Annotated in this window: 29 protein-coding genes and 1 pseudogene; 6 read left to right on the forward strand and 24 right to left on the reverse strand. The window is 33.5% G+C overall.

The window, feature by feature from the left end; translation table 11 throughout:
• Positions 1 to 110, forward strand: a pseudogene (locus EGH73_RS14475) (IS982 family transposase); the annotation flags it as partial.
• Between the two features lie 65 nt (positions 111 to 175).
• Here EGH73_RS14475 and EGH73_RS11520 read toward each other — a convergent pair.
• The 4 genes from EGH73_RS11520 to EGH73_RS11535 all read right to left on the reverse strand — a co-directional run bounded on the left by EGH73_RS11520 (position 176) and on the right by EGH73_RS11535 (position 3,958).
• Positions 176 to 1,516 (reverse strand): hypothetical protein, encoded by a 1,341-nt coding sequence (locus EGH73_RS11520; protein ID WP_148041704.1) that lies wholly within the window; start codon positions 1,514 to 1,516, stop codon positions 176 to 178.
• A gap of 82 nt (positions 1,517 to 1,598) precedes the next feature.
• Positions 1,599 to 2,615, reverse strand: coding sequence for a glycosyltransferase family protein (locus EGH73_RS11525; protein ID WP_123281961.1), 1,017 nt, complete (start codon positions 2,613 to 2,615; stop codon positions 1,599 to 1,601).
• Positions 2,615 to 3,418 carry a glycosyltransferase family 2 protein gene (locus tag EGH73_RS11530; protein WP_123281962.1) on the reverse strand — a complete coding sequence of 268 codons (804 nt, stop codon included), beginning with the start codon at positions 3,416 to 3,418 and terminating at the stop codon, positions 2,615 to 2,617. The genes EGH73_RS11525 and EGH73_RS11530 overlap by 1 nt, the downstream gene beginning before the upstream one ends.
• 6 nt (positions 3,419 to 3,424) lie before the next feature.
• Positions 3,425 to 3,958: an acyltransferase gene (locus EGH73_RS11535; RefSeq protein ID WP_123281963.1), complete on the reverse strand. Its 534-nt coding sequence runs from the start codon at positions 3,956 to 3,958 to the stop codon at positions 3,425 to 3,427.
• A gap of 85 nt (positions 3,959 to 4,043) precedes the next feature.
• Between EGH73_RS11535 and EGH73_RS11540 the strand changes: the two genes are divergently transcribed.
• Positions 4,044 to 5,039, forward strand: coding sequence for a glycosyltransferase (locus tag EGH73_RS11540; RefSeq protein WP_123281964.1), 996 nt, complete (start codon positions 4,044 to 4,046; stop codon positions 5,037 to 5,039).
• On the opposite strand, the gene EGH73_RS11545 is transcribed toward EGH73_RS11540, so the two are convergent.
• Genes EGH73_RS11545 through EGH73_RS11570 form a run of 7 tightly spaced genes read right to left on the reverse strand, consistent with a single transcriptional unit; the run spans position 5,040 to position 11,205 of the window.
• Positions 5,040 to 6,326, reverse strand: coding sequence for a nucleotide sugar dehydrogenase (locus EGH73_RS11545; protein ID WP_123281965.1), 1,287 nt, complete (start codon positions 6,324 to 6,326; stop codon positions 5,040 to 5,042). It abuts the gene before it with no gap.
• 15 nt (positions 6,327 to 6,341) lie between these two features.
• Positions 6,342 to 7,337, reverse strand: coding sequence for an SDR family oxidoreductase (locus tag EGH73_RS11550; protein WP_123281966.1), 996 nt, complete (start codon positions 7,335 to 7,337; stop codon positions 6,342 to 6,344).
• A 3-nt stretch (positions 7,338 to 7,340) separates the two neighbouring features.
• A complete protein-coding gene (locus EGH73_RS11555) occupies positions 7,341 to 8,021 on the reverse strand; it encodes an NAD-dependent epimerase/dehydratase family protein (RefSeq protein WP_123281967.1) in 681 nt (226 codons plus the stop codon).
• Positions 8,018 to 8,902, reverse strand: coding sequence for an acyltransferase family protein (locus EGH73_RS11560; RefSeq protein WP_184808106.1), 885 nt, complete (start codon positions 8,900 to 8,902; stop codon positions 8,018 to 8,020). The genes EGH73_RS11555 and EGH73_RS11560 overlap by 4 nt, the downstream gene beginning before the upstream one ends.
• Positions 8,899 to 9,162 carry a hypothetical protein gene (locus tag EGH73_RS14040; RefSeq protein ID WP_184808107.1) on the reverse strand — a complete coding sequence of 88 codons (264 nt, stop codon included), beginning with the start codon at positions 9,160 to 9,162 and terminating at the stop codon, positions 8,899 to 8,901. The genes EGH73_RS11560 and EGH73_RS14040 overlap by 4 nt, the downstream gene beginning before the upstream one ends.
• Positions 9,163 to 9,195: 33 nt before the next feature.
• The gene (locus EGH73_RS11565; RefSeq protein WP_123281969.1) at positions 9,196 to 10,314 is read right to left on the reverse strand and encodes a glycosyltransferase; all 1,119 of its coding nucleotides are present in this window, start codon (positions 10,312 to 10,314) and stop codon (positions 9,196 to 9,198) included.
• A complete protein-coding gene (locus EGH73_RS11570; protein ID WP_123281970.1) occupies positions 10,315 to 11,205 on the reverse strand; it encodes a hypothetical protein in 891 nt (296 codons plus the stop codon).
• Positions 11,206 to 11,341: 136 nt separating this feature from the next.
• On the opposite strand from EGH73_RS11570, the gene EGH73_RS11575 reads away from it, so the two are divergent.
• The 3 genes from EGH73_RS11575 to EGH73_RS11585 are packed head-to-tail and all read left to right on the forward strand — an operon-like array spanning position 11,342 to position 14,198.
• The gene (locus EGH73_RS11575; RefSeq protein WP_123281971.1) at positions 11,342 to 12,340 is read left to right on the forward strand and encodes a hypothetical protein; all 999 of its coding nucleotides are present in this window, start codon (positions 11,342 to 11,344) and stop codon (positions 12,338 to 12,340) included.
• Positions 12,340 to 13,194 (forward strand): glycosyltransferase family A protein, encoded by an 855-nt coding sequence (locus EGH73_RS11580; protein WP_123281972.1) that lies wholly within the window; start codon positions 12,340 to 12,342, stop codon positions 13,192 to 13,194. The genes EGH73_RS11575 and EGH73_RS11580 overlap by 1 nt, the downstream gene beginning before the upstream one ends.
• Positions 13,194 to 14,198: a glycosyltransferase gene (locus EGH73_RS11585; protein ID WP_089769734.1), complete on the forward strand. Its 1,005-nt coding sequence runs from the start codon at positions 13,194 to 13,196 to the stop codon at positions 14,196 to 14,198. The genes EGH73_RS11580 and EGH73_RS11585 overlap by 1 nt, the downstream gene beginning before the upstream one ends.
• Here the strand turns inward: EGH73_RS11585 and EGH73_RS11590 are convergent.
• Genes EGH73_RS11590 through EGH73_RS11645 form a run of 13 tightly spaced genes read right to left on the reverse strand, consistent with a single transcriptional unit; the run spans position 14,195 to position 25,771 of the window.
• Complete coding sequence (locus EGH73_RS11590) at positions 14,195 to 15,004, reverse strand: glycosyltransferase family 2 protein (protein ID WP_123281973.1); 810 nt, start codon at positions 15,002 to 15,004, stop codon at positions 14,195 to 14,197. The genes EGH73_RS11585 and EGH73_RS11590 overlap by 4 nt on opposite strands.
• On the reverse strand, positions 15,004 to 15,855 hold the full coding sequence (locus EGH73_RS11595; protein ID WP_123281974.1) for a glycosyltransferase family 2 protein: 852 nt from the start codon (positions 15,853 to 15,855) through the stop codon (positions 15,004 to 15,006). Before EGH73_RS11595 ends, EGH73_RS11590 begins: the two co-directional genes overlap by 1 nt.
• 4 nt (positions 15,856 to 15,859) lie before the next feature.
• Entirely contained in the window at positions 15,860 to 16,933 is a 1,074-nt protein-coding gene (gene gmd / locus EGH73_RS11600; protein WP_123281975.1) for a GDP-mannose 4,6-dehydratase, read from the reverse strand.
• On the reverse strand, positions 16,934 to 17,095 hold the full coding sequence (locus EGH73_RS14045) for a hypothetical protein (RefSeq protein ID WP_184808108.1): 162 nt from the start codon (positions 17,093 to 17,095) through the stop codon (positions 16,934 to 16,936).
• Between the two features lie 56 nt (positions 17,096 to 17,151).
• Positions 17,152 to 17,760 (reverse strand): O-fucosyltransferase family protein, encoded by a 609-nt coding sequence (locus tag EGH73_RS11605; RefSeq protein ID WP_123281976.1) that lies wholly within the window; start codon positions 17,758 to 17,760, stop codon positions 17,152 to 17,154.
• Positions 17,761 to 18,684, reverse strand: coding sequence for a GDP-L-fucose synthase (gene fcl, locus EGH73_RS11610; protein WP_123281977.1), 924 nt, complete (start codon positions 18,682 to 18,684; stop codon positions 17,761 to 17,763).
• Positions 18,684 to 19,496 carry a hypothetical protein gene (locus EGH73_RS11615; protein ID WP_123281978.1) on the reverse strand — a complete coding sequence of 271 codons (813 nt, stop codon included), beginning with the start codon at positions 19,494 to 19,496 and terminating at the stop codon, positions 18,684 to 18,686. Before EGH73_RS11615 ends, fcl begins: the two co-directional genes overlap by 1 nt.
• A gap of 3 nt (positions 19,497 to 19,499) precedes the next feature.
• Positions 19,500 to 20,465: a hypothetical protein gene (locus tag EGH73_RS11620; protein ID WP_089769720.1), complete on the reverse strand. Its 966-nt coding sequence runs from the start codon at positions 20,463 to 20,465 to the stop codon at positions 19,500 to 19,502.
• Between the two features lie 8 nt (positions 20,466 to 20,473).
• Positions 20,474 to 21,727, reverse strand: a complete 1,254-nt coding sequence (locus EGH73_RS14235; protein WP_245985518.1) for an ABC transporter ATP-binding protein — start codon at positions 21,725 to 21,727, stop codon at positions 20,474 to 20,476.
• A gap of 11 nt (positions 21,728 to 21,738) precedes the next feature.
• Entirely contained in the window at positions 21,739 to 22,590 is an 852-nt protein-coding gene (locus EGH73_RS11630; protein WP_123281979.1) for an ABC transporter permease, read from the reverse strand.
• Between the two features lie 17 nt (positions 22,591 to 22,607).
• Positions 22,608 to 23,468: a glucose-1-phosphate thymidylyltransferase RfbA gene (gene rfbA, locus EGH73_RS11635; protein WP_123281980.1), complete on the reverse strand. Its 861-nt coding sequence runs from the start codon at positions 23,466 to 23,468 to the stop codon at positions 22,608 to 22,610.
• Positions 23,469 to 23,495: 27 nt separating this feature from the next.
• Positions 23,496 to 24,575, reverse strand: coding sequence for a dTDP-glucose 4,6-dehydratase (gene rfbB, locus EGH73_RS11640; RefSeq protein WP_123281981.1), 1,080 nt, complete (start codon positions 24,573 to 24,575; stop codon positions 23,496 to 23,498).
• A gap of 29 nt (positions 24,576 to 24,604) precedes the next feature.
• The gene (locus EGH73_RS11645; RefSeq protein WP_123281982.1) at positions 24,605 to 25,771 is read right to left on the reverse strand and encodes a nucleotide sugar dehydrogenase; all 1,167 of its coding nucleotides are present in this window, start codon (positions 25,769 to 25,771) and stop codon (positions 24,605 to 24,607) included.
• A 185-nt stretch (positions 25,772 to 25,956) separates the two neighbouring features.
• On the opposite strand from EGH73_RS11645, the gene rimP reads away from it, so the two are divergent.
• Positions 25,957 to 26,424 carry a ribosome assembly cofactor RimP gene (gene rimP / locus EGH73_RS11650; RefSeq protein ID WP_089769767.1) on the forward strand — a complete coding sequence of 156 codons (468 nt, stop codon included), beginning with the start codon at positions 25,957 to 25,959 and terminating at the stop codon, positions 26,422 to 26,424.
• Positions 26,425 to 26,479: the final 55 nt, after the last annotated feature.

The raw sequence follows: 26,479 nt of genomic DNA on the forward strand, positions 1-26,479 counted from the left end.
GTTTGGCAACAAGAATAGTATCAAAAATAACTTCTTTTACCATGATTCAATATCTAAATTTTTTCGTCTTCAAGAGAAGTTTGAATAAGTTAAAAATTAATTTGTGCTAAATGCACAACAGGTAAATCTAATATAAAAAACTCTGAAAATTATCTTTCAGAGTTTTTTTACATCTTTATTTTAAGATTAAAATTTTTTTATCATAGTCGTAGATATAATAGGACTTTTTGGGAATATTATTTTCGTGGAATAAATAAATATTTACTTTTTCTAACCCATTTTCCTCCTTTAAAAGTGGCGACTCCCAATTATAAAAAAATATTTGCTCTCTTAATAATAGTTGGGGATCATGTTTTAATTTTTTAAATACATCATATTTGATATAAATTGTATCGGCCTTTAAAGCATCTTCTTTTATGATGGCCTGTTTTACTTCAGAAAATAAGTCCCGGTTGAATTTACTAGCATATAACCAAGCATTTTTTGTAGTAATAATTGTTATAGAAAATAATATAGTCAACGTTGTAAGAGCATATTTTGTTACGTTTTCATTCGTTTTTGAAGCTATTGTAATAATTATACTAACTATTGTGAGGATAAAAAAAAGTTTTACACCACCAAGATTTCTATTGTCAAATCCAAATAAAGTTGGTTTATAATTTGACATAAAAAAAATCATAAAAGAAAACAAAAATATAAAGATTAAGAACTTTGTAATTTTATTTTGTTTGAAGTTTGTTTCAAATTTTAATTTTTTTAAAATAAGTAAGGAGGAAAGATTAAACAAGAAAAAAGCCGACCAATCTAGCATATCAAAATATTTTAAAGAGATTAAGCTTTTATAAAAAGTTAAAGGCAAATCTCTAAAAATAAGTTTACCAATAAGTATAATATTAGAATAGGCTCTATTTATATTAAGAACCTCTTGTAGTCTTTCTCTTTGGTAAAAACTCTCAAAGACAGATGGCTCTATTACTTTTTTATAAAAAATAATAAGACCAATAGAGATTATGAAATGAAAAAATATATTTTTAGGCTTATCCGATAAAAAGACAAAAATAAGAATGCAAGGAGCAAATATTTCATAACTAAGAAAAGAAAAAACAAAGAGGGCAGCACTTAGAAAAATGTATCCTTTCTTTTTTTTCATAAAAATAATTACAGAAGAGCAGAAAAATATCGTAGCTAGAGCAGAATTCAGCATTATAGGAGAAAATACAAGAGAAGTCCCAATAGGTATTGTAGCATATAAAAAAGTGGCTGCAATAGCTAGATATTCATTTTTGAAAAATTGATAGCTAAGGGCTTTTACCCAAAACAGAGAAAGCAAGAAGAAAATAAAAGCAAGATAATAATAGAGAGGATTATACTTGAGAAGATATATAATGCTTCCTGTGAAAAAAGCAGAAATAGGTCTAGATGTCATGTTGGTTCCAGACATGAAGGAACCCAAAAATGACCCATAATTATCTTTATTATGAATCCCCTCATATAATTTACTAAGATCGTCGGCCAACAGAACATTGTTCGAAATTATACATATATAAAGAAAGATTAATAACCCTAATATAGGATATAAATTGCTGTATGATTTTATCCTACTCAACATTGCATCCCAAATTTTCATATTGATGTCTGAACTTATTAATCCACTTCTCGTATTCTCCGAAGTTAATTTTTCCTTGTACAAACTTTTTAAAATAATTGATGGAGAAATCTTTTGGGAAGTTTTCCATAGCATCAAATTCATCTTTCAGCCAAGCTTCATTAATTAGATGATTGAATCGGTTGACATCGAAATCAAAACCATACTCGTGATAAGAATTCGTGGCAGATGATTGGAAGGTTGTTTTCATTGCTTCCAACTTCAGCTTAGAAATGAAATTGGGATTGTTTTTATTTTTTTTGTAGAACAAAGCGGCATTGATCAGCTGTCTTTTCTCATCTACTTTCCCATTCATTCCTTCCCATATTTTCAGCCAATACTCCTTATTGAAAAATCCCATTAGTATCGAGTTAAGTGCCCAATATTTTCTTTGTGTAAGATTGTCAACTTGTCCCAACTTGTATAGAATTGTGAAGAATTTGTACTGATTATAGAAAAAAGCTTCCATCAGTTTTTTTGGAAAATAAGGAAGATCTTTTGGTTGTGCCGATTCCAGATTTTCAGATATAGATTCAATTATCAAATCTTTTCTGTTAGATTGATTTCCAAGCCAGCCTAGTTTGATTAGATTAATATTGAGGTTCTTCGCTTCTTGTGACAATTCATCCACATTTATGGGTTGTGTAAACCAAACATCATCCTCAGTTACAATGACATAGTTTGAAGCTTTTTTTACATTATCATACCAAAATCTTGTAGGGATTTCAAAGCCATTAACTGATTTGCCGGTAAGTAGATTTTCCTTAATAGCCTTAATTTTTCTTTCATAATTATCAGAAAGAAGAATTTCGACATTTGGATATTTTTTTCTGATTTTGTCCAGATATTGTTCAGGCGTTCCATCATCCAAAACTTTGATCCTAAAATCTCCAGAAACATATTTATTAATCGAAGAAATACATCTGTCCAGATAAAATGGACGATTGAAGGATTTGATAAAGATATCCATTACTGCAGCTTTCTTTGGATTTTTTTTAAAAAAGTGTTTTGGTTCTTAAAAATGAACTCTGGCAGGTTATCTATATCCTGAATGTCTTTACCATATAATCTTCCAATATTTCTTCTTTTTGCTGTGTCTAAAATTACTTTTTGCCAATTTTCATTCAGTTTACCCTTTTTAGATTTTTCCTGCGAAACACCTTTTTCATGTAGTCTATAATAATATAAAGCCTCATTAATGAAAGTGAAATTGCCAATCTCATATAATTTTAGGTATAAATCCTGATCAACGGCTGAAGTAAGGTCCGCATTGATCCCTGATGTTTTGTTATAAGCAGATTTTTTAAAAGTAAAAAAGTGATTAGCTTCTAAAAAGATATTAAAAAATTTCTCATCACCATTTTTAATAGCTCTTGATTGCGGAAAAAGTTTTAAATAATTAAGATTAGCATCGCACAACAAAAACTTAGAATACGTTACTACATTTTTCTCTGTATGATTTTTCACACTGTTTTCTATCGCATTTTCCGTCAGTGCATCATCTGGATCCAGAAAACCGCATACCTCGCCATTGGCCAGTTCAGCTAATCTCTTTTTTGTGAAACCTACACCTTGATTGCTGTCATTTTGATAAATCTTAAAACGGGCATCGTCTTTTAAAAGTTCAGTCAGTTTTTCGAATGAGCCATCTGTGGAGCAATCATCTAAAATAATGACTTCAAAATTACTATAAGACTGTTTTACAATACTGTCATAACAGTCCAAAAACAAATCGTAATTATTGTAATGTGCGATTAGTAATGAGAAAAGCATTGGCAGTTATTTTGAAATAAGTTTTTGTTCAGAAAGAAGAATGGAGTGGGCTGGAACATCTTTGTGAATGAGACAACCTGCTCCGATAATACAATTGTCGCCAATGGTAACACCTTTTAAAACTGTAACATTGCTTCCCAGCCAACAATTTTTCCCAATTTTTATGGGAGAAGATGTGAATTTGCGATGTTCAACAGTTTTTTCGTTATATTCGTGGTTGTGGTCGTAAAGTTTCACACCTTCGCCAAACAAAGTGTTTTCCCCGATTTCTATTTTTTCGATAGCATTGATGGAACAATAATTATTCATAAAAACATTCTCTTCCAGAATAACTGTCGCGTTTTCTCCCAATACAAAATTGCAATAGTTTCTAAGATTAACCCGATTGTTAATCAACAAAGAAGCAGACGGATGAATAGAAAAATGAGAATAATTCCCAATTCTGAATGCGTTCCCAATTTTGGAATTTTTGTTTTTTCGGACGACCTCGAGAGAATTCTCTTTCAGTATTTTAAAAATAATTTTGGAAATTAAACCCATTGTGTTTCTATTAATGCAAAGATACTGTTATGCCAGATTTTTATTTCTATTTTTGCCTAAATTTAATAAAATTAAAATACACCTGATGAGTCCGCTTGTTACAATAGTAATTCCTGTCTATAAAGTTGAACAATTCATCGAAAGGTGTTTGCAGTCGGTTGTTACTCAAACCTACAAAAATATCGAATGTATCTTGGTAAACGATCTAACACCAGATTCGTCTATGGAAATTGCTGAGAGATTTATTCAGAAAAATCCGGATTTTAATTTTATTGTATTTAATCAGCCGACTAACCAAGGTTTATCAATGGCTAGAAATGCTGGGATGGATCTGGCAAAAGGAAAATACATCTATTTTCTGGATAGTGATGACGAGATTACAGATTATGCTATAGAGCATCTTGTAGAATTGGCAGAAAAAACCAATGCAGAAATGGTCTTGGGACAGAGTGTTTGTATTAATGAAGAAGAAGGGTGGAGAAGAAACTATTTCCCAATAGAGTCCAAAAAAGATATTCTGCAAGGTTCTAAAGAAATTGTCTGGAATTTTGTAAAAGGTCAATATCCTGTAATGGCTTGTGATAAACTTGTAAGGATGGATTTTCTAATGAAAAATAAGCTGTATTTTGTAAAAGATCTCTTCTCTCAAGACGTTTTGTGGAGTTTTCAAAGTATGCTGAAGTTTGAAAAGATTGCGTTTCTCAGAGAGGATACTTATCTATATTATTTCCATGGCGCTTCAATTATTCATAATAGGGGAGAGAAGCATTTTGGGAATTGGATCACAATAGCATCTTATATGGATAAGGCTTATCGTGAAGAAAAAGATTTTTATAAAAAGAAATTAATTTTGGAATATCTGGTCGATTTTAAAGCAACAACTTTACAAATGAATTGGAAAGCGCAGAAAAATGAAAAGCTATGGAAAAGAAGCTACGTTGCTTATAAACAAATGAAATCCTTGAGCATTACAGATTATTTCTCTTCAAATTATTCTGCAAAAATAAAAAAGCAGGACTTATTTTATCGCCTGCCTTTGTTTGTTGGATACAAATTTTTCCGATGGAGATTTGACCGATAATTACAGTCTTTTCACGCCATCTTCTTTTGCTAAAATGCCTTTTACATCATAAATAATTCCTTTTTCGGAAAGAAGATTTTTGATGTTAAGATTCTCAAATTCTTTATGAGAAACGGCTAAAACTACAGCATCATATTTTTTGAAAGGTGGTTTTGTTGAGGTTTCCAGACCGTATTCGTGTTTCACTTCTTCTGGATTAGCCCAAGGATCGTAAATCGAAACATTGATTCCATAATCTTCCAGGTTTCTCACAACATCTACCACTTTGGTATTTCTAACATCAGGACAATTTTCTTTGAAGGTAAATCCTAAAACCAAAACATCAGAACCGTTAACTTTTAGATCCTGTCTTAGCATTTGTTTTACGGTTTCGCTGGCAACATATTGTCCCATAGAATCATTCATCCTTCTTCCAGCCAAAATGATTTCCGGATGATAGCCGAATTCCTGCGCTTTCTGTGCCAGATAATAAGGATCTACACCAATACAGTGCCCGCCAACCAAACCTGGTTTGAACGGAAGGAAATTCCATTTTGTACCAGCCGCAGTTAATACATCATGAGTGTCGATTCCCATCAGGTTGAAAATCTTTGCCAATTCGTTTACGAATGCGATATTAATATCCCTCTGAGAATTTTCTATCACTTTTGCCGCCTCTGCCACTTTGATTGTGGGAGCCAAATAAGTCCCAGCTTCTATCACGGAATTGTAAAGATCATCTACAATTTTTCCAATTTCAGGATTAGAGCCTGCGGTTACTTTTAAGATTTTCTCTACCGTGTGAAGCTTGTCGCCGGGATTGATTCTCTCTGGGGAATAACCTGCGAAGAAATCAACATTGAATTTCATGCCGGTATTTTTTTCCAAAACAGGAATGCATTCTTCTTCTGTTACACCAGGATAAACAGTGGATTCGTAAATCACAATGTCTCCTTTTTTTAGAACTTTAGCAACTGTTTCACTTGCTTTGTAAAGAGGCGTAAGATCTGGACGATTGTTCTTGTCAACTGGTGTCGGAACTGTTACCACGTAAATATTGGAATCAGCAATATCCTCAAATTTATTTGAACAATATAAACCCGTTTCTCCAGCTTTCGGATTGTTCGGCACCAAAGCAGATTGTAAAAGTTCGTCGGAAACTTCCAAAGTGTCATCTTTTCCAGAATTAAGTTCAGAAATTCTTTTTTCATTGATGTCAAAACCTACAACTGGATATTTTGTAGAAAACAATCTTGCTAAAGGTAAACCTACGTAGCCAAGACCGATAACAGTAATTTTATGATTCATTAATTTTTTATTTAATTATTTCAAATTCTCCCAATACCATTTCACGGCTTCTTTCAAACCATTTTTCATGGAGAATTGAGGATTGTAGTTTAATAAATTTTTAGCTTTATCGATACTTGCAAGCGAGTGTGGAACATCACCTTTTCTGTAATCGCCATAGATGATTTCTACATCGGCGATTTTTGGGTCAAATTCGGATAGATATTCTTTCAGATACTTAACCAAATCATTCAGTGTTGTTCTTTCCCCAAATGCTGTATTGTAAACCTGATTTTGAGATTCAGGATTTTCTGAAGTTAATGCCAGAAGATTCATCAATATCACATTATCAATATAGGTAAAATCTCGGGAATATTCTCCGCCACCGTTGATGACCGGACTTTCGTGATTCATAAACTGCATCACAAATTTTGGAATCACAGCTGCATAAGCACCATTTGGATTCTGCTTTCTTCCAAAAACATTAAAATATCTTAAGCCAATCGTGTCGAAATCATAAGTTCTTTTGAAAACATCCGCATATAACTCGTTGACATATTTTGTAATCGCATACGGCGACAATGGTTTGCCAATCACATCTTCCACCTTTGGAAGACTTTCAGAATCGCCGTAAGTAGATGAACTTGCGGCATAAACAAATCTTTTTACGTTGGCATCTCTGGCTGCAACAAGCATGTTCAGAAATCCGCCAACATTTACATCATTGCTGGTGATTGGATCATTGATTGACCTTGGAACAGAACCCAAAGCCGCTTCGTGCAAAACGAAATCCTGATTTTCACAAGCCAGTTTACAATCTTCCAAATTACGGATGTCACCTTCTATTAATTTGAAATTGGGATGGTCTTTAATCGCATCCAGATTTTCTCGGAAACCTGTAGAAAAGTTATCAAGGCAAGTCACATTTGCGCCCAGGCTTATCAGTTCTTCACAAAGATTGGAACCAATAAAACCAGCGCCACCAGTGACCAAAATATTTTTATTGTTAAGTTTATTTTTAAAATCGTTCATAGTTTAAGAGTAATATTTCTCTAAGATTCGGCAAAGATATGATTCTTTGTTGTTAAGATTGTTAATTCTAAAATAATCTTCAACATCCGGAATGTTAATGTCATAACCAGAACCACTTTTAATAAGATTAAGATAGATGTTGGTATTGTAAAAACGTTCGATGATTTCTAATATTTCAATGATCGTGTAGTTTTGAACATAAGCCACATTCACTATTTTGTTCAACTCAGATTTCTCAATTAATTGAAAAGTAATGTTTTTTATATCTTCGGCATCTATGAGGTTTCTCGTTGCTTTTGTATGGACATTAATAGTCTCATTGTTTTTGATAGAACGAATGAGATAATTCATCAACAAGTTAGGATTGCCGCCATTTCCAACGGCATTACTAACTCTTAGAATCAGATATTTTCCGCAGGAATTTTTGATTAATTGTTCCATTTTCAGTTTGTGAAGAACATAATCACTGCCTGTTTTGGAGGAGTCGTAGATGCTGCAAGTCGAGAAATAAATGAATAGTTTGTCCGGATTTTCTTCCATTGTCTTTTTGATGAGGTTTTCCTCTCTCAAAAATTCTTGTGGATTGTCTTCCAGAGAATTAGAAACACCGGAAGCGAAGAAAATAACATCTTCTCTGTCGCTTTCTATGAATAATGATGCTAAAAGTCCTCTACCGATGATCATTTTCTTAGTTTTTTAATAATTTTTTTTGATAAATTCATCCCGGGATTTTCAAAATATATAAAAGATAAAAAGCTTATAAATACAACAAATGGTGTTATTGCAAAAATACATAGCCAATATTGTAATTCGGTAAAATTAGCTGCCGTTTTTGTCCCAATCATCAGGTGAAATGTTATAAACAATAATATACCATGAAGGAGGTATGTGCTGTAACAAATCTCACCTAAAAAAATAAGGTAAGATTTTTTTAAAACTCCAAAAATGGTATTGCCTAAGGCGATGAAATTGAAAGCTATAATCAATATGATTTTGCTGACAATATTATCGGAGCTATGAAAGAATGGAATTGCTAAAAAACATAAAACAACCAAAGTAGAAATCAGCTTTGTGTCAAAATTATTCTTGGTATATTTAATCAGAAAAGGGGCAATTGCTCCTCCTAAAAATGAGTAGATATGATTGAAGTCGACAAATCTGTACTTAAAAAAAATCACTAAAAAAACAATACTAATTATTATAATCCTTACAGGAGGGATTTCTTTTGGAATAGGAATCGAAATGAAAGGCCGACAGAAGTAGAACAACCACTCATATCGTAAAGACCAAAGAACACCAGCATTTATAATTTTTGTGTAACCATTATTATTGATAAACGGATTATTGAATGTTGTGAAAGCCATCCAATGCCCAAGGGATAATATAAACTTGATAGGTCCTACATACAGTTGTTTGTCAATTATAAAAATTACACATAAAATTAAAAAAAATGAAAAATAGTAAGCTGGGGCGAGTCTGAAAAAACGGGATATAAAGAAACTATTCCAATCGTATTTGTCTTTTGTATTCAGTAGCTTATTTACAAAAAGATATGCGGTAATCATAAAAATATGGCAACACAAGCCGAACCTAATTGATTGTAAAAATTTGAAGCCGCGTGAAGCCATTCTCCCGTATGTAAATACCTATACCAAACCGAGGAGTGATTAATAAATACCCCTATTGCCAGAAAACCTCTTAATCCATCAATACTTAAATTTCTTGTTGAGTTAATTTTCAACTGGTATTTACAATTGATCAACCAGCCGGTTAATACAGCAATACTCAAAGCTATGAATGCAAAAAAAGGATTAATAGTGTCCATGCAATAATATTATAATTTGTAAGCTGAAAAAAATTATTTTTCCAGTACTTTTTTAATATGTTCAAAAGTTACTTTGTTATCCATCCATTTCAGATAATCAGACTTAACACGGTGAGACATTGCCTTTAAAAGTTCCCGATTATCATACAGATTGATGATTTGATTTTCTAATTCTTCAACATCACGATTAATTAGAAATCCGTTTTCGTTATTTTTTATTCCCATCAGTGGAAGTCCGACTTTTGTTGAGATGCAAGGAACACCAGACAAACTCGCTTCTGCATACATCGATGGACCCGAATCCGCATCAGAAGCAACAATGATTAAGTCCACATCCTGATAGAACGTGAAAAGCTCCTGATAAGGACCTGAGAATTTGGTTTTTAATCTAATTTCTCTTCCCGTTTTTTTAACTTTTTCTATTGCAGGAACAATGTAGTCTTCAAAACCTTTCATCTTTCTCGTTGGATTGCCTGTCCATCCGATTGTTAGAAAATCATTTTCTCCAACATTTTTATTTTCAACAAAGTTCTCCTGTCCATAGATCCCGTAAACAAAATCAACTTTGTCAGTCAATTGTTTATATCGTGATAACAGATTACCTCCGCCAACGATGAGGTTGTCATAAGGTTTTATGTATTTTTCAAAAAACGATTCTTGGCTCAGAAGGCTTCTGTCAATATTATTTTTCAAATCGTTTGCAGGACCTTCGTGTGGGAATTTGTTCGTGAAAATACCAACAATATTTTTCTTTGCAGAAAACGGCAGTTCAGCCATATATTGGAAATAATAAGCCATCTCAACTTTTATATCAAAATTTTTCTTATCCGTCAGTTCTTTGCTAAGGTCAGTTTTGTATTTGAAAACTTTTTCTTTTGGATATTTGGGATAATAATATTTTCCGCTTTTATCCAGAAAATAAACGGCTTCATTTTTATTAATTATTTTAAAAACGAAGAACTTCAGCAAGCTTTTGATATTGAAAATGAATTGCAAAATCTTGCTTCGGGAATTGTTCTTTTTGACATTATAATCGTCATCATAAGCCACAAAACAATCATAATCTTTTTGTAAAAAAGGAAGCCAAGCTTTGATCATAAACTCATAAGCCCAATCCGGTTTGTCAACAATAAAAAGAATTGTTTTTTTCATCTAGCCTTTCAGTTTTACATTGTAATAATCAGCAACTTGAGTGTGTCCAACGTGCAACATTACCTCGTTTCCAATCCCAACATCATCACCACAAACACAAAACTCTGCAGGTAAAAGATAAGGAGAAGATTGGGTGTCAGCAGCAGATTTCCACATGACAAGAGACGCTCTGGACGGTTCTTTTATCATAATTTCACAGCACTTTTCAAAGAACGCTTTTCCCTTTTCTGAATCTTTCCAAAGTGTCATCGGACTTTGATTATAAGAATGTCCAAAACCGTTGCTTTCATCAGTGATTTTGCCGGCATCCAGAGAATTTTCCATATCTCTTTTCAGAAGATTTCTTGGCGTGTAAGGCGCACAAAAACCAAAAGTCTTGGTAAGATAAATCAAGCTGTAAATGTCCGGTGAAACCACAAACATATCAGAATCCACAACACAACGGAAGTCAGCCTGCGACTCTGCAAGGGATTTGAATTTGAAATAATCTGCAGTTCTGTAAAGATATCTTGGATGTTCTTTTTCCGGAACAGGAGACGTTACTTTTTTAAGATGGACACCTTCAATTTCCAAATCAAAGTCAGAATAAACCGTGAATTTTGCATTCGGGAAGTAATGTCTAATGGTTGAAAGGGAAGGTTCTAATCTGTTTTTCAAATTAAATTCTGAACCTCCGGCGTTTACTCGATTTTCTCCAAATTCGCAAAACAAAAATTCTATGGAAATAGATTCAAGAAAAACTTTAGTTTCTTGATTATCAATTTTATATTCGGTTAGATTTTCAATTGACAAAGACTTTTTAGAAATCGGTTTTTTGTCGGAAAAAGTTTTCTTTTTTCCTAAAATCACAGCTAAAGCCTCACGAAATCTCCAAATTAATGTTCCAACCATTTTAAATCGTTTCCTAAAAAATTAGTTGTTTATATATTGTTTTTTGGGTCAAAATAAATAAAATTTCAATTTGTAAAAGTACAAAAAAAGCATAATTTAGCGGAAAATAACACCAAGGTCGTGTTAAATTTGTTTAATGAAGATATTATATATCAATAAAAATCTTAATCTTTCGAAACCTATTGTGAATCAGATGATTAAAATGGGTTTTGAAGTAGATATTCTGATAGAATCTTTGCCTAAGGCTCTTAATAAATCTGCATTTAGTCATAAAATTGGAAATGTTTTTTCAATATTAATTTTGAAAGACAAGAATTATTTCATCAAAAAAGAAAAACATATTTTTGAAAAATTTGCATTGAAGCGATTGAAAAATAAAACTTATGATATTGCATTTTTTATAAGAGCGGATATGTATTCTGAAAATCTCATCAAAAGAGTAAGAAAACAAACGAAAAAAATGATCAATTACCAGTGGGACGGCATTGATATTTATCCCAGAGTTCTTGATTACTACAAATATTTTGATCGTTTCTTTGTTTTTGATAAAGCAGATATGAGGAAATATAAGAGTCTGAATCTTTTGCCCTTAACTAATTTTTATTATTCCGATAGAAAAAAAAACAACATTGCAGAGTACGATTTTTTTTACATTGGAGTTGGCTTGGATGATAGAATTCGATTAATTAAAAACATTGAAGAATTTGTAATTGCAAATGGTTTGCGTATCAAAGCTATTTTAACGATTCCCGAGTTTAGAGAGGAAGAAATTACAGAGTCTGTCAGTTTTCAGCATAAAGGAATCAGTTTGGAGGAAAATGAAGATTTTGCCACAAAAGCGGAAGTTGTTATTGATTTTAAGATTGATTACCATACCGGCGCTTCATTTCGTTTTTTTGAGTGTTTAAACAGAGAGCAAAAAATTATAACTAATAATACTGAGATGAAAAATTACGATTTTTATCATCCGGATAATATTTTTATCACAGATTTTGAAGATTTTGTCGGATTGAAAGAGTTTTTACAGAAACCTTATCATAAAATCGATAGAAAAATTGTTGAGAAGTACGGAATCAAAAACTGGCTCAATTATGCTTTGGATTATGGAGATTATGAAGCAATAAATCTCCCATAATGCAAAAGTTATTTACAGTTTTCACCCCAACCTATAATCGTGCTCATACCTTACCAAGACTTTACAATAGTCTTAAAAATCAATCGAATAAAAATTTTATTTGGTTGATTGTAGATGATGGTTCTAATGATGAAACTAAAACTTTAGTAGAGGGATTTGTTAATGAAAAAATTATTGAAATCCGGTACATTTTCCAAACCAACAAAGGAAAACATGTTGCGATTAATAATGGATTGAAAAATACACATACCGATTATTTTTGTGTAATAGACAGCGATGATTATCTGGCAGAAAATGCAATACAGGAAATGCAATATCTTTCAGAAAAAATCATTGATAATAACCAAATTGCAGGTTTCACGTTTATCAGATTTTCGGAAGCACTTAAATACGATAAAAATAAATATGGAAAGAAGGAGTGGCTTTCCTCCGGAAGAATCCAGTACGAATGGGAATTCCCTGGTGAGATGACATTTTGCTTGAAAACCAAAATCCATCAGCAGTTTTACTTCCCCGAATTTGAAGGCGAAAAGTTTTGTCCAGAATCACTAATCATTAGAAGAATAGAAAGACGCTACGACATTTTGGCAACAGATAATGTCCTTTCTTTTGGAGATTATTTGGATGATGGACTTACAAAAAATTATTATCAGCTTTTGCTGAAAAATCCAAAAGCCTCTCTGCTCAATATCAAAGAGCGTTTCCAAGATCAATTATCTGACGAAGAAAAGCTGAGTCTAGCCAAAACTTATTGGGATATCGCATCCAAGTCAAATCAACCTTTTATGAAAAGATTCTTTGGTATCAATCCTTTTCTAATCCTAAGAGTTCTGATTAGTAAGCACAAAAAATAATGAAAAAAATATCGATTGTAATTCCCGTATATAATGCGGAAAACTATATTGTACGATGTTTGGATTCTGTGAAATCCCAAAGTTATCAAGATTTTGAAATTGTCTTAATCAATGATAAAAGTACAGACAATACATTGGAAGTTCTAACTAATTACCAAACGGAAAACAAAAATTTGGATATTAGAATATTGACCAATGAGAAAAATTCCGGACCAAGCATCAGCAGAAATTTTGGAATTGATAATGCAAAAGGAAGTTACATTTTTTTTATGGATGCGGATGATGACTTTGCAGACGACCTAGCTTTACAGAGTTTCATTGGTAAAACCGAAGGTAATCCTGATATCGTATTTGGTGAGAATTATTTCTTTGTTGATGGGAAAATGACGGAAAGTAAATATCACAAATTGAAAAATAAAAAAGATGTTTATACAGGTAATGAAATCCTAAATGGTTTTTTTTCAACAGAATGGGCGTCTGTAGTTTGGAACAAGCTGTATGATATTAATTTTATAAGAAAAAATAATTTAAGATTTCCAGAAGGACTTCTTCATGAAGATGAACTTTGGGTTTTTCAAATATCTGCTTTGGCAAAAAAAATCAATTTCCTAAACAGAAAAACGTATAATTATTATTACTCCAATAGTGGTTCTATTACAGCCAATGTCGGTATCAAAAACTTGAATGATTACAAAGCAATTTTGAAGGAAAAGCTGAAGTTTGCTAAGGAACTCAATTTATATGATAGCAATGACAGGACGGAAAACTACATCAGAAGTTTTGCAAAAAAGATTCTGCTGCCAAAAGCGGTTCTTTTGGATTTTAAAACCTTCAGAACATTCTATCTTGAGATAAAAAACGATTTCTCAAGTTATTTTCCTCGCAAAAACGAATTTGGTTTAGCACCAATGATAGCTTATTTTTTATACAGAATGAAATTTGATGAAAAATTCTTTTTGTACGGAAAATTCCCCAAATATATCAATCCATTGCTGAAAATCTAATCAACAAATTTTCTGTCATATTTTTTTCGGTAAATCAAACTGTAGATTTTGTCTTTTACAATTCTCAGCATTGTTCCTGGTTTTCCGTTGTAGAATTTGGAATATTCATCAAAATATAGAGCCATATTCTGGACTTCTTCGGAGACATTGTCAGCCAAATATTTCTTCTGCTCGCCCACGCCAAGATTACTATTTGTGGAGCTGATTCCTGTCTTTTCAAAAATACTGATAAACACATTGATGTATTTTTGTGAGATATTATGATGAACAAAAATATCCATCATAAAAGTCCAGTCAGAGGCTATTTTATTATTTTCATCATACATGCCATATTTCTCAAAAAGTTCTTTTCGGAAAAAAGCAGACTGATGACAGATTGGTTCTTTTAGAAGGGAGCCGATTGTTATTTTAGGAGGGATTTTATATTCATACTTTTTACGATTTTCCAGTTCGTAATAAGCGTTACCGTAAACAATATCTTCATTATTAAAATGAGGTATGATTTTTTCTAAAATGTCATTAGCAGAAAAACGGTCGCCGCTGTTCATAAAAATCAGATATTCTCCGCTTGCCTTTCTAATGCCTTTGTTCATAGCATTATAGATTCCTTTGTCTGGTTCGCTGACCCAGAAGTCTATTTGAGAAGAATAAGACTCTAACAATTCTTTGCTTCCATCATTAGAACCACCGTCTATGATTACAAATTCAAAAGCGCGGTAAGTTTGGTTAATCACACTTTTGATTGTTTCTTCCAGACCATTTTTATTGTTATATGCAACGGTGATTACGGAGATTTTTTTTTTCATTATGCTGCTGTTCCTTTTCCTGTTGAAGAATCTGTTCTGTATAAAGTTGTGATGTCGTCTGAAATTCCTATCTTAAAGAAGGAACAAATACGCATTTGGAAATCTCTGTCATCGTGCATAGAAACTCGCTGGTGAAGAGGCAACATACCGCCAACATATTCCCAAGCAGATCTGGTAAAAGTACATCCGTTAAAGGTCATGTTGATAGAATTATCGTGGGAGAAATCCTTTGCCGAATCTGGTCCGTAATATTTAATTTCCTTAGTTGGTTTGTAGGATATAGATTGTACCAACTCAGAAAAAATATGATTCCACTTATCATATTCTTCTGACAAAGTGTTAAAAGGAAATGCAACACCGGCGAACATAAAGATGTCAGTTTTTTCTACTGTTTCAATAGCATATTCTATCCAATTAGGGACCATTAAATCATCTGCATTTACGATGATAAATAAGTTGTTCTCAGACTCTTTTATGGCTTGGTTAATGCTTCCGTACTGATAAAGATTGATGTCATTCTTAATAACCTTAAAAGTATATTTTTCTTTTAACTGATTAATATACGACTCCGTATCGTCTGTAGAATTGTCATTGATAATTGTAATAGGGATATCTTTAGGTAAAGTTAAAAATAGATCTGGCAAATACTTTCCGTGATTGTAGCAAGGGATTAGGATTTCTGGCAATAAGTTTTTTTCGCGTACAGGAATAGGCTGATCTTCCTTTGATTTGATAAAGTTTAAAACTCGCTCATTCAAAGTTGTTACTTTAAATCTATTGGGCGTTGGTTTATAAAACCCAGTGACTCTAAGAATCTCCCATTTTATTTTGCTTAATAACTTTTTAGCCATTTTGTTAAACTAATTCTAAGTCAGATTGCATCATCTCTTTCACCAATCCAGCAAGATCATATTTTGGTTCCCAGCCTAGTTTTGTTTTGGATTTTGTAGGATCGCCAATTAACATATCTACTTCTGTAGGTCTATAATATTGAGGGTCGATTTTTACAACCGTTTTTCCAATTTCTAACTGATAATCAGGGTGGTTGCATTTTGATACTTTTGCGACTTCATTTTCATTTTCTCCTTCAAAAGTCAATTCAATGCCAGCTTCCGCAAAAGCCATTCTTACAAAGTCTCTCACATAGGTCGTTTTTCCTGTAGCAATCACATAATCCTCTGCAACATCTTGCTGAAGAATTCTCCACATAGCTTCTACATAATCTTTGGCGTGCCCCCAGTCTCTTTGGGCATTCAGGTTCCCAAGATAAAGCACTTCTTGTTTACCTTTTGCGATGGCAGCGGTTGCCATGGTGATTTTTCTGGTTACGAATGTTTCTCCTCTTCTAGGAGATTCGTGGTTGAAAAGTATTCCGTTGCAGGCGTACATATTATAAGCTTCACGATAATTTTTAGTAATCCAGAATCCGTAGATCTTGGCAACACCATAAGGCGAACGTGGATAGAACGGTGAATTTTCATCATAAAAACCGGCCGCATTTTTATTCTCTTCCAAACCACCATAAAGTTCTGATGTTGATGCCTGATAGATTCTGGTTTTTTTCTCCAAACCAAGAATACGAACTGCTTCCAGAATTCTAAGAGTTCCGATACCGTCAACATTAGCAACATATTCCGGTGAATCAAATGATACTTTTACGTGTGACATCGCGCCCAAATTATAAATCTCATCTGGCTGAACTTCCTGAATGATTCTAATAATATTGGTAGAGTCTGTCAAATCACCATAATGAAGTTTGAAATTCACATGATTTTCATGCTGATCTACATACAAATGATCGATTCTTTGGGTATTAAAAGAAGAAGCTCTTCTTTTTACACCGTGAACATTATAGCCTTTTTCTAAAAGCAATTCTGCCAGATATGAGCCGTCCTGTCCTGTAACTCCTGTTATTAATGCTGTTTTCATCTATTTGGTTTTGTATTTGTATCCTCTTATTTCGTTGATTAATTTGTCTGCCGTAATTGTTTCTTCGCTATTATAAATATGATCATATGGAACCTCACCCATCACACTTGCCCATTGAGAAAATGTTGAAGGAGCTCCTAAAAGATAATGTGCCTGAGACATTAGGTATTGATCTTCTAAAGGGCCTTCTTGGGATTGGATGACATTTCAAAATTCTGTTATATAACGTTCCAAATCAAAATTTCTTCATTGGTACAGATTAAAAATTTGTAATTGCTTTCCGGAATTGATTTTAAAAATTCTTTAATTTTTTGGATGTACATATCATCATTGTAAAAGTATTTCCCGTCCATAAAATCTTTATAATCACCTCTTCTTATAGGGATGCCAATTAATTTTTCATTAGATTGAAGTTGAAGATATTTTTGTTTCAAAGTTTCTTTGTCAACATTTGGATCAAATAGTTTTTGATAATGTCTGATGTCTTCTTCTCTATAAAAATCATTATTAAAAAACCAACCGTAGCAGAAATTAACCAAAAAATCTTTCTTGATTTGTGCTCTGTATTTTGGGATTTTCTTTTCATCTGTAAAACCAATAATACAATTTGGATTAACCTTTCTATAGTATTGATTATACAAAAATTTCTTAACTAAATAGGGTGTTTTTGGAGATTTAGGAAGATTTGGAAAATCCTTGCAATATTTCTCAGTAAATGTCGGGGAATAAAAAGTTACGCCATTTCTTCTGCAAAACGCATCTGCGTGCATAAACTGGAATAAATCATTTCCACGGCCACCACCTAATATAGAAAGACAGATCAGCATTTAGTTTTTAAATTTTTTTTCATAAACATCTCTTATACCTTCTTCCAATCCGATTTTTGCGTTCCAGCCCATATCATTGATCTTAGAAACATCCATCAATTTTCTAGGTGTGCCATCTGGTTTGGAAGTGTCCCAAACCAAATTACCTTCATAGCCAACGATTTTTTTTATTAACAATGCTAAATCCTTTATGCTTATATCTTCTCCAATACCGACATTCACGTGTCCGAAATCATTATAATTCTCCATCAAAAAAATACAGGCTTCCGCAAGATCGTCAGAATGTAAAAACTCACGAAGCGGTGTTCCCGTTCCCCAAACCACAACTTCAGGATGATTCTGTTCTTTAGCTTCGTGGAATTTTCTTAACAAAGCCGGTAGAACGTGAGAATTATTCAGATCGTAATTATCATTCGGCCCATACATATTGGTAGGCATTGCCGAAATAAAATTAGAATTATATTGGCTTCTGTAAGCATCACACATTTTGATTCCAGCAATTTTAGCAATAGCATAAGGTTCATTAGTAGGTTCTAATGTTCCTGTTAATAGAGAATCTTCTTTCAGAGGTTGAGGTGCCATCTTTGGATAAATACAGCTTGAACCCAAAAATAATAGCTTCTTGACATTATTGACATAAGCTTGATGAATCACATTATTCTGAATCATCATATTATCGTAAAGAAACTCTGCTCTGTATGTGTTATTAGCTTGGATGCCGCCGACTTTTGCGGCAGCCAAAAAAACATAATCCGGTTTTTCATCAGCGAAAAAATCAGCAGTATGTTGGTAGTTTCTGAGATCAAGTTCCTGAGAAGTTCTTGTTACAATATTAGTAAAACCTTGCTTTTCCAATGCTCTTAGAATGGCACTGCCGACAAGACCTCTGTGACCGGCAACGTATATTTTGGCATTTTTGTCCATTATTTTTTTATTCTGTAGTATAAACTTTTTAACAAAGATTTGATTTTATGTTCTTCTATTTTATCAACTCTTCGCGAAGCTTTGACAATTTGGTTTGGATAATCACCTTCGCTCATTTCATCTTTAATAAAGATGTTGGTTTTGTCTTCGTAATAACGAACAATTGCGGATAAAACTGATTGATCATGGCGATGCGATGAAAATCCCAGATTTTGTTTTTCAAAAAGCATTGGATCTGCCACAAGATCAGGGCGAAAAGTCATTATATCCAACCATTCTTTTACTAATATCATCATTTCAGGTGTTTTCTTGATAATAATGAAGCCCGCCAATAGCTTGTTTTTTTCTAACCATTCTTCGTTGTCAAAAATAGGTTGAAAAGTCTGTTTTAGAATTTTCTTCATCCAATATTTTAACTTAGGACTGTCATTAAAAGCCGGATTAAATTTGCTAAACGCATAGTTGCGATTTTCACTATATTGATAAAAGATGGCGTCTTTTTGTTTCAACAATTCTAATTCTGCCTTCCAGCCATCGGGGTTTTTTAATTCGCATCCGGAATCCGAATAAACTAAAATATCTCCGTCATTCAATTTTGAAAGACTGTCATATATAACATAGGCTTTCCATAACCAAAAGCCTCCCTTTTTTTTATCTAAAAATAAAGGAGAAGATTGTATAGATAAGGGTAGATCCTTGAAATCATAGCGTTGTGTCTCGTCGAATATGTTTAAGGATTTCGCCTCTTCAATAATTCTTTTAGCAGAGTGGACAAAAGCATTGCTTCCATATGTTATGAATTTTTTTGCCATACATTACCAATATGTAGAACCTTCAACTTTTTCTGAATTATTTGGTTTTTCTGATTCCAGAGGACGAACCCAATAATCATTTTTGAAAGTAAATTTTTTTATATATATATCAGCTGATTCCCATCTCTTACCAATAATACCAAATAGAAGTTGGGTTGCCCCTCCTAAATGTACGGCCTTTTTTCCTATTCTTTTTACATGAGCGGCTAAAGAAAACCCATAAGCACCACATCCAATGATGGCTATGTCAAAATCTGTTTTATTGATTCCATTCTTCATATATTCCAAAGCCTCAAACCAATCATTGAAAGCATCGTGATTGTTACCAGCAACAGTTTGTACAGCTTTGATTGTTATAAGCTCGAACTCGGGTAAAACATCTGGATTTTCAAATAGTTTTTCCCTAATTTTATATTGGTTCTTTATACTTTCTTCAAAAGGATGAATTACTAAAACCTTTTTTCCTTTTAATGCTTTGCTCCAAGGTTTTTTGTGATAATAAGGCTCTAAATCTAAAAGAGGAATCGTTCTTGCTCTTTTAGGTTTTTTAATTTTTCTCTCTCTAGTTTGCCAAGCGCCTAAAACATCAAGTTCTTTAATATCATTTAAAAACAGCTTGCAAAATTTAATAATATTCTTTCTGTCATTGGGATAAAAGCCAGAGTAAACAGACATCCATATTCTGTATTGTTCATCCCAAAAAAAACTATCAATTTTATTGATAATATATAAAAGCGGTCTTATTATGACAGGCGTTTGCATATCCAAATAATTACTTAGAGTACCTAACTCAGTCCCCCCATATCTTGCAATCATAACCGGTTTATCAGAAATAAGTTTTTCATATATTAAGTCAGATGCTTCTTGTCCTGAAAAATCGACTGGTGGCGGCGAAAAAAGATTTTCATCTAAAGGAATTCCATTTCTGGTTGCGTAAGAGCGGCGTAGCCTTTTGAGGAGTTTATTCATACTCAAAATTATTTTAGATATAACATCCCGGCATTGTCAATCATAAATACCCATCCATTTTTCATTGGAACGCCTTCAAACTCTACCTTTATTTTAGATGTTAGTTCCATAAATGTTGTTTTACCAGGGTCGCAAAGCGTTAGCGACATATACATGCTTCCTTTATTGATATCGTTAGGTAAAGTGATAGTTCTTTCCAATGAAAAGTCGCCTGGCTCAAACTTTTGGGTTATACCGCCATAGTGGGAAGGGCTGTAGAATGCAAAAGGAGTGTCATAATTATTAAAGAAAAAGCTTTCAACATCAAAATGCATAGGTTCTTTTATTTGTCCCTTGATTGATATATTGATCTCATTAGCATCATTCGGAATGAAAAGCGAGGTTTGAGCCGAGCCGTTAATTTGTATATCATCTATTATAAGGGATGGGGATTTTGTTTTAACGTAGTCCATCAAAGAATTTCCTTCAAAAGAATTACTATTTGAATAAAGTTCAACACACCTTTCGATGTTTCCTTCATAATTCAACGTTCCCTTATCTAAAAAGATTCCTTTATTACAAAGCTGTTTGATAGATGCCATGTTGTGGCTGACAAAGAGGACGGTTCTCCCTTCTCCAGAGCTTACATCGTCCATCTTTCCCAAACATTTTTTCTGAAACTCCAGGTCTCCCACCGCTAAAACTTCATCCACAATTAAGACTTCTGATTCCAAATGTGCAGCCACTGCGAATGCAAGACGAACATACATTCCTGAACTATAGCGCTTTACTGGTGTGTCGATGTATTTTTCTACCCCTGAAAAATCTACAATTTCATCAAATTTTCTTGTGATCTCTTTTCTTGTCATACCAAGGATCGCACCGTTCAAAAATACATTTTCACGACCTGTCATCTCTGGGTGAAAGCCTGTTCCTACTTCTAACAATGAAGCAATTCTTCCATTAGTATATATTTTTCCGGTAGTAGGTTTTGTAACCTTACTGAGTAATTTTAATAATGTTGATTTTCCGGCACCATTTCTACCAATAATTCCTACTGCATCACCTTGCTCTATTTCAAAATTGATATCCTTCAAAGACCATACATAATCGCTTCCACCTTTTGTTGTTCTGTCATTAACTTCACCAATTTTTAAATAAGGATTTTCTTTTCCTCTGATCTGATGCCAAAATCTATTAAGATCGTGGGATAATGTGCCGGTTCCAACTTGTCCTAAGCGATATTGTTTCGAAATATCTTCTGCTTTTAATGCTAATCTCATTGATAAATTGATTATACAGTGTCCATAAAACTTTTTTCTACTTTATTGAAGGTAATGGTACCTATTGCCAATAAAAGTAAAATAATTAAACTGCTTATTGCAAGCATGGTTGGATTAAACTCACCTACACCCAGCCATCCGTATTTGAAGCATTCGAATATCCCGGTTAAGGGATTCCACGCTGCGTAAGGCTGGATAGCTTTTGGAAGAGCAGATACAGGATAGATCACTGGCGTAGCATACATATATAAACTGACCCCAAATCCTAATAACATTTGCAAATCTCTGTATTTGGTCGTCATCGAGGAGAAAATCATTCCTACGCCCAATGCAAACATCGCCATTAATATTATTAAAAATGGCGTTGCTAAAATCCACCAGTTCGGCTGTACTTCTCCTTTTGTTAAATAATATAAAAATGCAATTAAGAACAAAACCATTTGTACTCCAAAACGCATCAAGTTGGAGAATACAATTGAAATTGGCATTACCAATCTTGGGAAATAAACTTTTCCAAAAATTGCCGCATTGCTTGTAAACACACTGGATGTTCCATTAAGACAAGAAGAAAAATAGTTCCATAAAGTGACACCTGCCAAATAAAAAAGAATTTTTGGAGCTCCATCGGTAGAAATATTTGCGATACCACCAAATACCACAAGGTAAACAATAGTGGTGAAAATTGGATTAATAAAGAACCAAATCGGACCCAGAATGGTCTGTTTGAAACTAGATACAAAGTCTCTCTTCACAAACATGTAAACCAAGTCTTTGTAGCGCCATACTTCCTTAAGATTAAGATCTAGAAGGGAATGATTCGATTCAATCGTTTCGGTCCATTCTTGTTTATGAGAATCACTCATTTGTGTTTTGATTTGATTTATTTTATTAGGTTTTTCAGATATTGTCCATAGCCGCTTTTACCATATTTTGCTGCGGTTTCCAGAAGTTTTTCTTCATTGATGAATTTATTTCTGAAAGCAATCTCTTCTATACATCCGATTTTGAAACCTTGCCTTTTTTCTATTACGCTCACAAATTCTGAAGCATCGTGTAAAGAATCAAAAGTTCCAGTATCCAGCCAAGCCGTTCCTCTGTCCAAAACGCCAACCTCAAGTTTACCTTTGCTTAAATAAACGTTGTTCACATCGGTAATTTCTAGCTCGCCTCTTGGAGATGGTTTTATGTTTTTTGCAATCTCAACGACTTCATTATCATAAAAATATAGCCCTGGAACAGCATAGTTGGATTTAGGATGAGTTGGTTTTTCTTCAATAGAAAGTGCTTTGAAATCTTTGTCAAATTCAACTACACCATATCTTTCTGGGTCAGACACGTGGTACGCAAAAACAACACCGCCGTCTGGATTGGTTTTGTTTTTTAATAATGTTCCCATTTCAGAACCGTAAAATATGTTATCTCCAAGAACTAACGCTGCTGCGTCATTTCCGATAAACTCATCACCCAAAATAAAAGCTTGAGCCAATCCGTCTGGGCTGGGTTGAACTTTATATTGAATGTTACAACCAATCTGGGATCCATCTCCTAAAAGTTTAATAAATCCTTCTTGATCGTGAGGTGTTGTGATTATCAGGATGTCTTTTATTCCTGCCAACAACAATGTAGAAAGCGGATAATAAATCATCGGTTTGTCATAAACCGGCATCAGTTGTTTGCTTACTGCAATGGTCAATGGATAAAGTCTGGTTCCGGATCCTCCGGCGAGAATAATTCCTTTCATTGAAAATGGTTTTTGGTTATAGTTTTTTTATGAATATTGTTTATCGTAGTATTTTTGATAATCTCCAGAAGTTACATTCTCCAGCCATTCTTTGTTTTCCAGGAACCAGTCAATCGTTTTGCCTAATCCTTCTTCAAACGTAACAGATGGTTTCCAGCCTAGATCTTTGTTCAGTTTTGTGGCGTCAATCGCATAACGTTTGTCGTGACCAGGTCTGTCTTTTACATAAGTTATCAGTTTTTCTGAATGTCCTTCTGGTTTACCAAGTTTAGCATCTAGCTGTTTGATAAGTTCTTTCACAAGGTCAATGTTTTGCCACTCATTAAAGCCACCGATATTGTAAGTTTCGCCAGTTTTTGCCTCATTGAAAATCTGGTGTATTGCTCTGGCATGGTCAATCACAAAAAGCCAGTCCCTTGTATATTTTCCATCTCCATAGATAGGCAATGGTTTTTCATTAAGAATGTTAGAAATACAAAGTGGAATTAGTTTCTCTGGGAAGTGATTAGGACCATAGTTATTGGAGCAATTAGAAACAATAAAAGGCATCCCGTAAGTATTTCCATACGCTCTTACCAAATGGTCAGAAGCTGCTTTGGACGCAGAGTAAGGTGATTGCGGATCATAAGGAGTAGTCTCTAAGAAAAATCCAGTCTCACCTAAGCTTCCATAAACTTCGTCCGTAGAAACGTGATAGAACAAATTTTTTCTAGGTTCATTAGGAAATCTTCCGTGCGTGTGATCTGGGTTTAACGTCCAGAACTCGATACAAAGATTTAGAAGATTAGCCGTTCCGTTTACGTTGGTATTGATGAAAGCGTTGGGGTCGGTGATACTTCTGTCCACGTGACTTTCTGCAGCCAAATGCACCACTGCATCGGGATTATATTTTTCAAAAACTTTTCTCAGTTCCTCAGGTTTTGTGATGTCTGCTTTTTCAAAAACGTAATTAGGCTCGTTTTCGATATCTTTTAGGTTTTCAAGGTTACCTGCATAGGTCAAAGCGTCCAGATTTATGATTTTTGAATCTGGATTGTTTTTTACGAATTCTCGAACCACGTGAGAACCTATGAAACCTGCTCCTCCGGTTATTATAATGTTTTTCATAAATATTTTTTATAAAATTATGTTTTATTTTAATCGCTTCCGAATAAATCTCTTGTGTAAACTTTATCTTTAACGTCCTGTAAATCTGCTGTGTTTCTGTTGGAAATAATAATATCACATTCTTGTTTAAATGCATCCAGATCCCGATAAACCATCGATCCGAAAAAAGAGTCTTCCTTTAGCACGGGTTCATAAACCACTACTTCTACGCCTTTCGCTTTAATCCTTTTCATAATGCCCTGTATTGCGGAGGCCCGAAAATTGTCTGACCCAGATTTCATTATTAATCGATAAACACCTACTTTTTTTGGCTTTTTTGCTAAAATCGAATCTGCGATAAAATCCTTTCTAGTGCGATTAGCATCCACAATAGCCTGTATCAGATTATTTGGAACCGAATTATAATTGGCAAGTAGTTGTTTGGTGTCTTTCGGAAGGCAATAGCCACCATATCCAAAAGATGGATTATTGTAGTGGGAGCCAATTCTTGGATCCAAACCAACTCCTTCTATAATCTGACGGCTATCCAACCCATGGATTTGGGCATAACTGTCCAGCTCATTGAAGTAAGCTACGCGCATTGCTAAATAGGTATTCGAGAATAATTTGATAGCTTCTGCCTCTGTTGCATTAGTAAAAAGAGTAGGGATATCTTTTTTAATGGCACCTTCTTTCAAAAGATCTGCAAAAACTGTTGCTCTCTCGCTTTGTTCACCAATAATAATTCTTGATGGATAAAGGTTGTCATAAAGTGCTCTTCCTTCTCTCAAGAACTCTGGAGAAAATATAATATTGTCAAATTCTAATTCTTTTTTCAGATTTTCTGTAAAACCAACTGGAACAGTAGATTTTACAATAACTACGGCTTTCGGGTTGTAAGCTTTAACTTCTTTTATAACATTTTCAACACTTTTGGTATCAAAATAATTTGTAGAAGGATCATAATCTGTAGGCGTAGCTACTATAATAAAATCCGCATTTTTATAAGCCTCTTCTTTATCAAGAGTTGCTTTTATATTGAGTTGTTTTGTTTCTAGAAATTCGGTAATTTCATTGTCGTCAATCGGAGATTGCTTATTATTAAGCATTTCAACCTTTTCTGGAATAATATCCAAAGCAATTACGTTATGATGTTGTGCTAATAAAACAGCATTAGACAGCCCAACATATCCAGTTCCAACTATTGTAATATTCACAAAGAATAAGTTTTAAAATTCAGGCAAAAATAAGAAAAAAATGTTTGCGGTAATTATAATTGAAATGATTGACTTCTTGTGTATTAAATAAAAAATAATTATCTTTGCAAAAGATTTACGGGAAAAATGGGAAGGCTTTCGCAAGAATGCCTTTTTTCGTAGATGTAACTTTGGAGAAGATAATTATGGATTTTAAAACAGAAGTGACACGTCTGATTAATGAATTTTTATTGACAAGACCAGATCTTTTTTTGATTGATCTGAAGATTTCTGCTTCTTCTGATATTACTGTAATCCTGGATGGAGATAATGGTGTTTCGTTACAGGATTGTCTTGATGCAAGCAGGGCTGTAGAGTTTAATCTGGATCGTGAAGTGCACGATTTTGGGCTGCAGGTAATGTCCTCAGGCTTAAGTGAGCCGCTGGAATCTCCAAGACAATTTAGGAAGAATATCGGGAGAACTTTAGATATTGTTTTAACTGATGACTCAAAAATTGAAGGAGAGCTAGTTCATGTTGATGATGAAAAGATTACAATCAGGCTAGCTTACAGACGTCCCAAGCTTGTGGGCAAAGGAAAGGAAGATGTGGTAGAAGATAAGGATATATCTTATTCAGAAATCAAAAAAGCATTGGTAGCAATAAAATTTTAACAATATAATGAAAGAAATTGATCATAAAAGGATTAATTCTCAATCATTACTTATC

It is taken from the genome of Epilithonimonas hominis (assembly GCF_003730015.1).
Taxonomy (GTDB): domain Bacteria; phylum Bacteroidota; class Bacteroidia; order Flavobacteriales; family Weeksellaceae; genus Epilithonimonas; species Epilithonimonas hominis.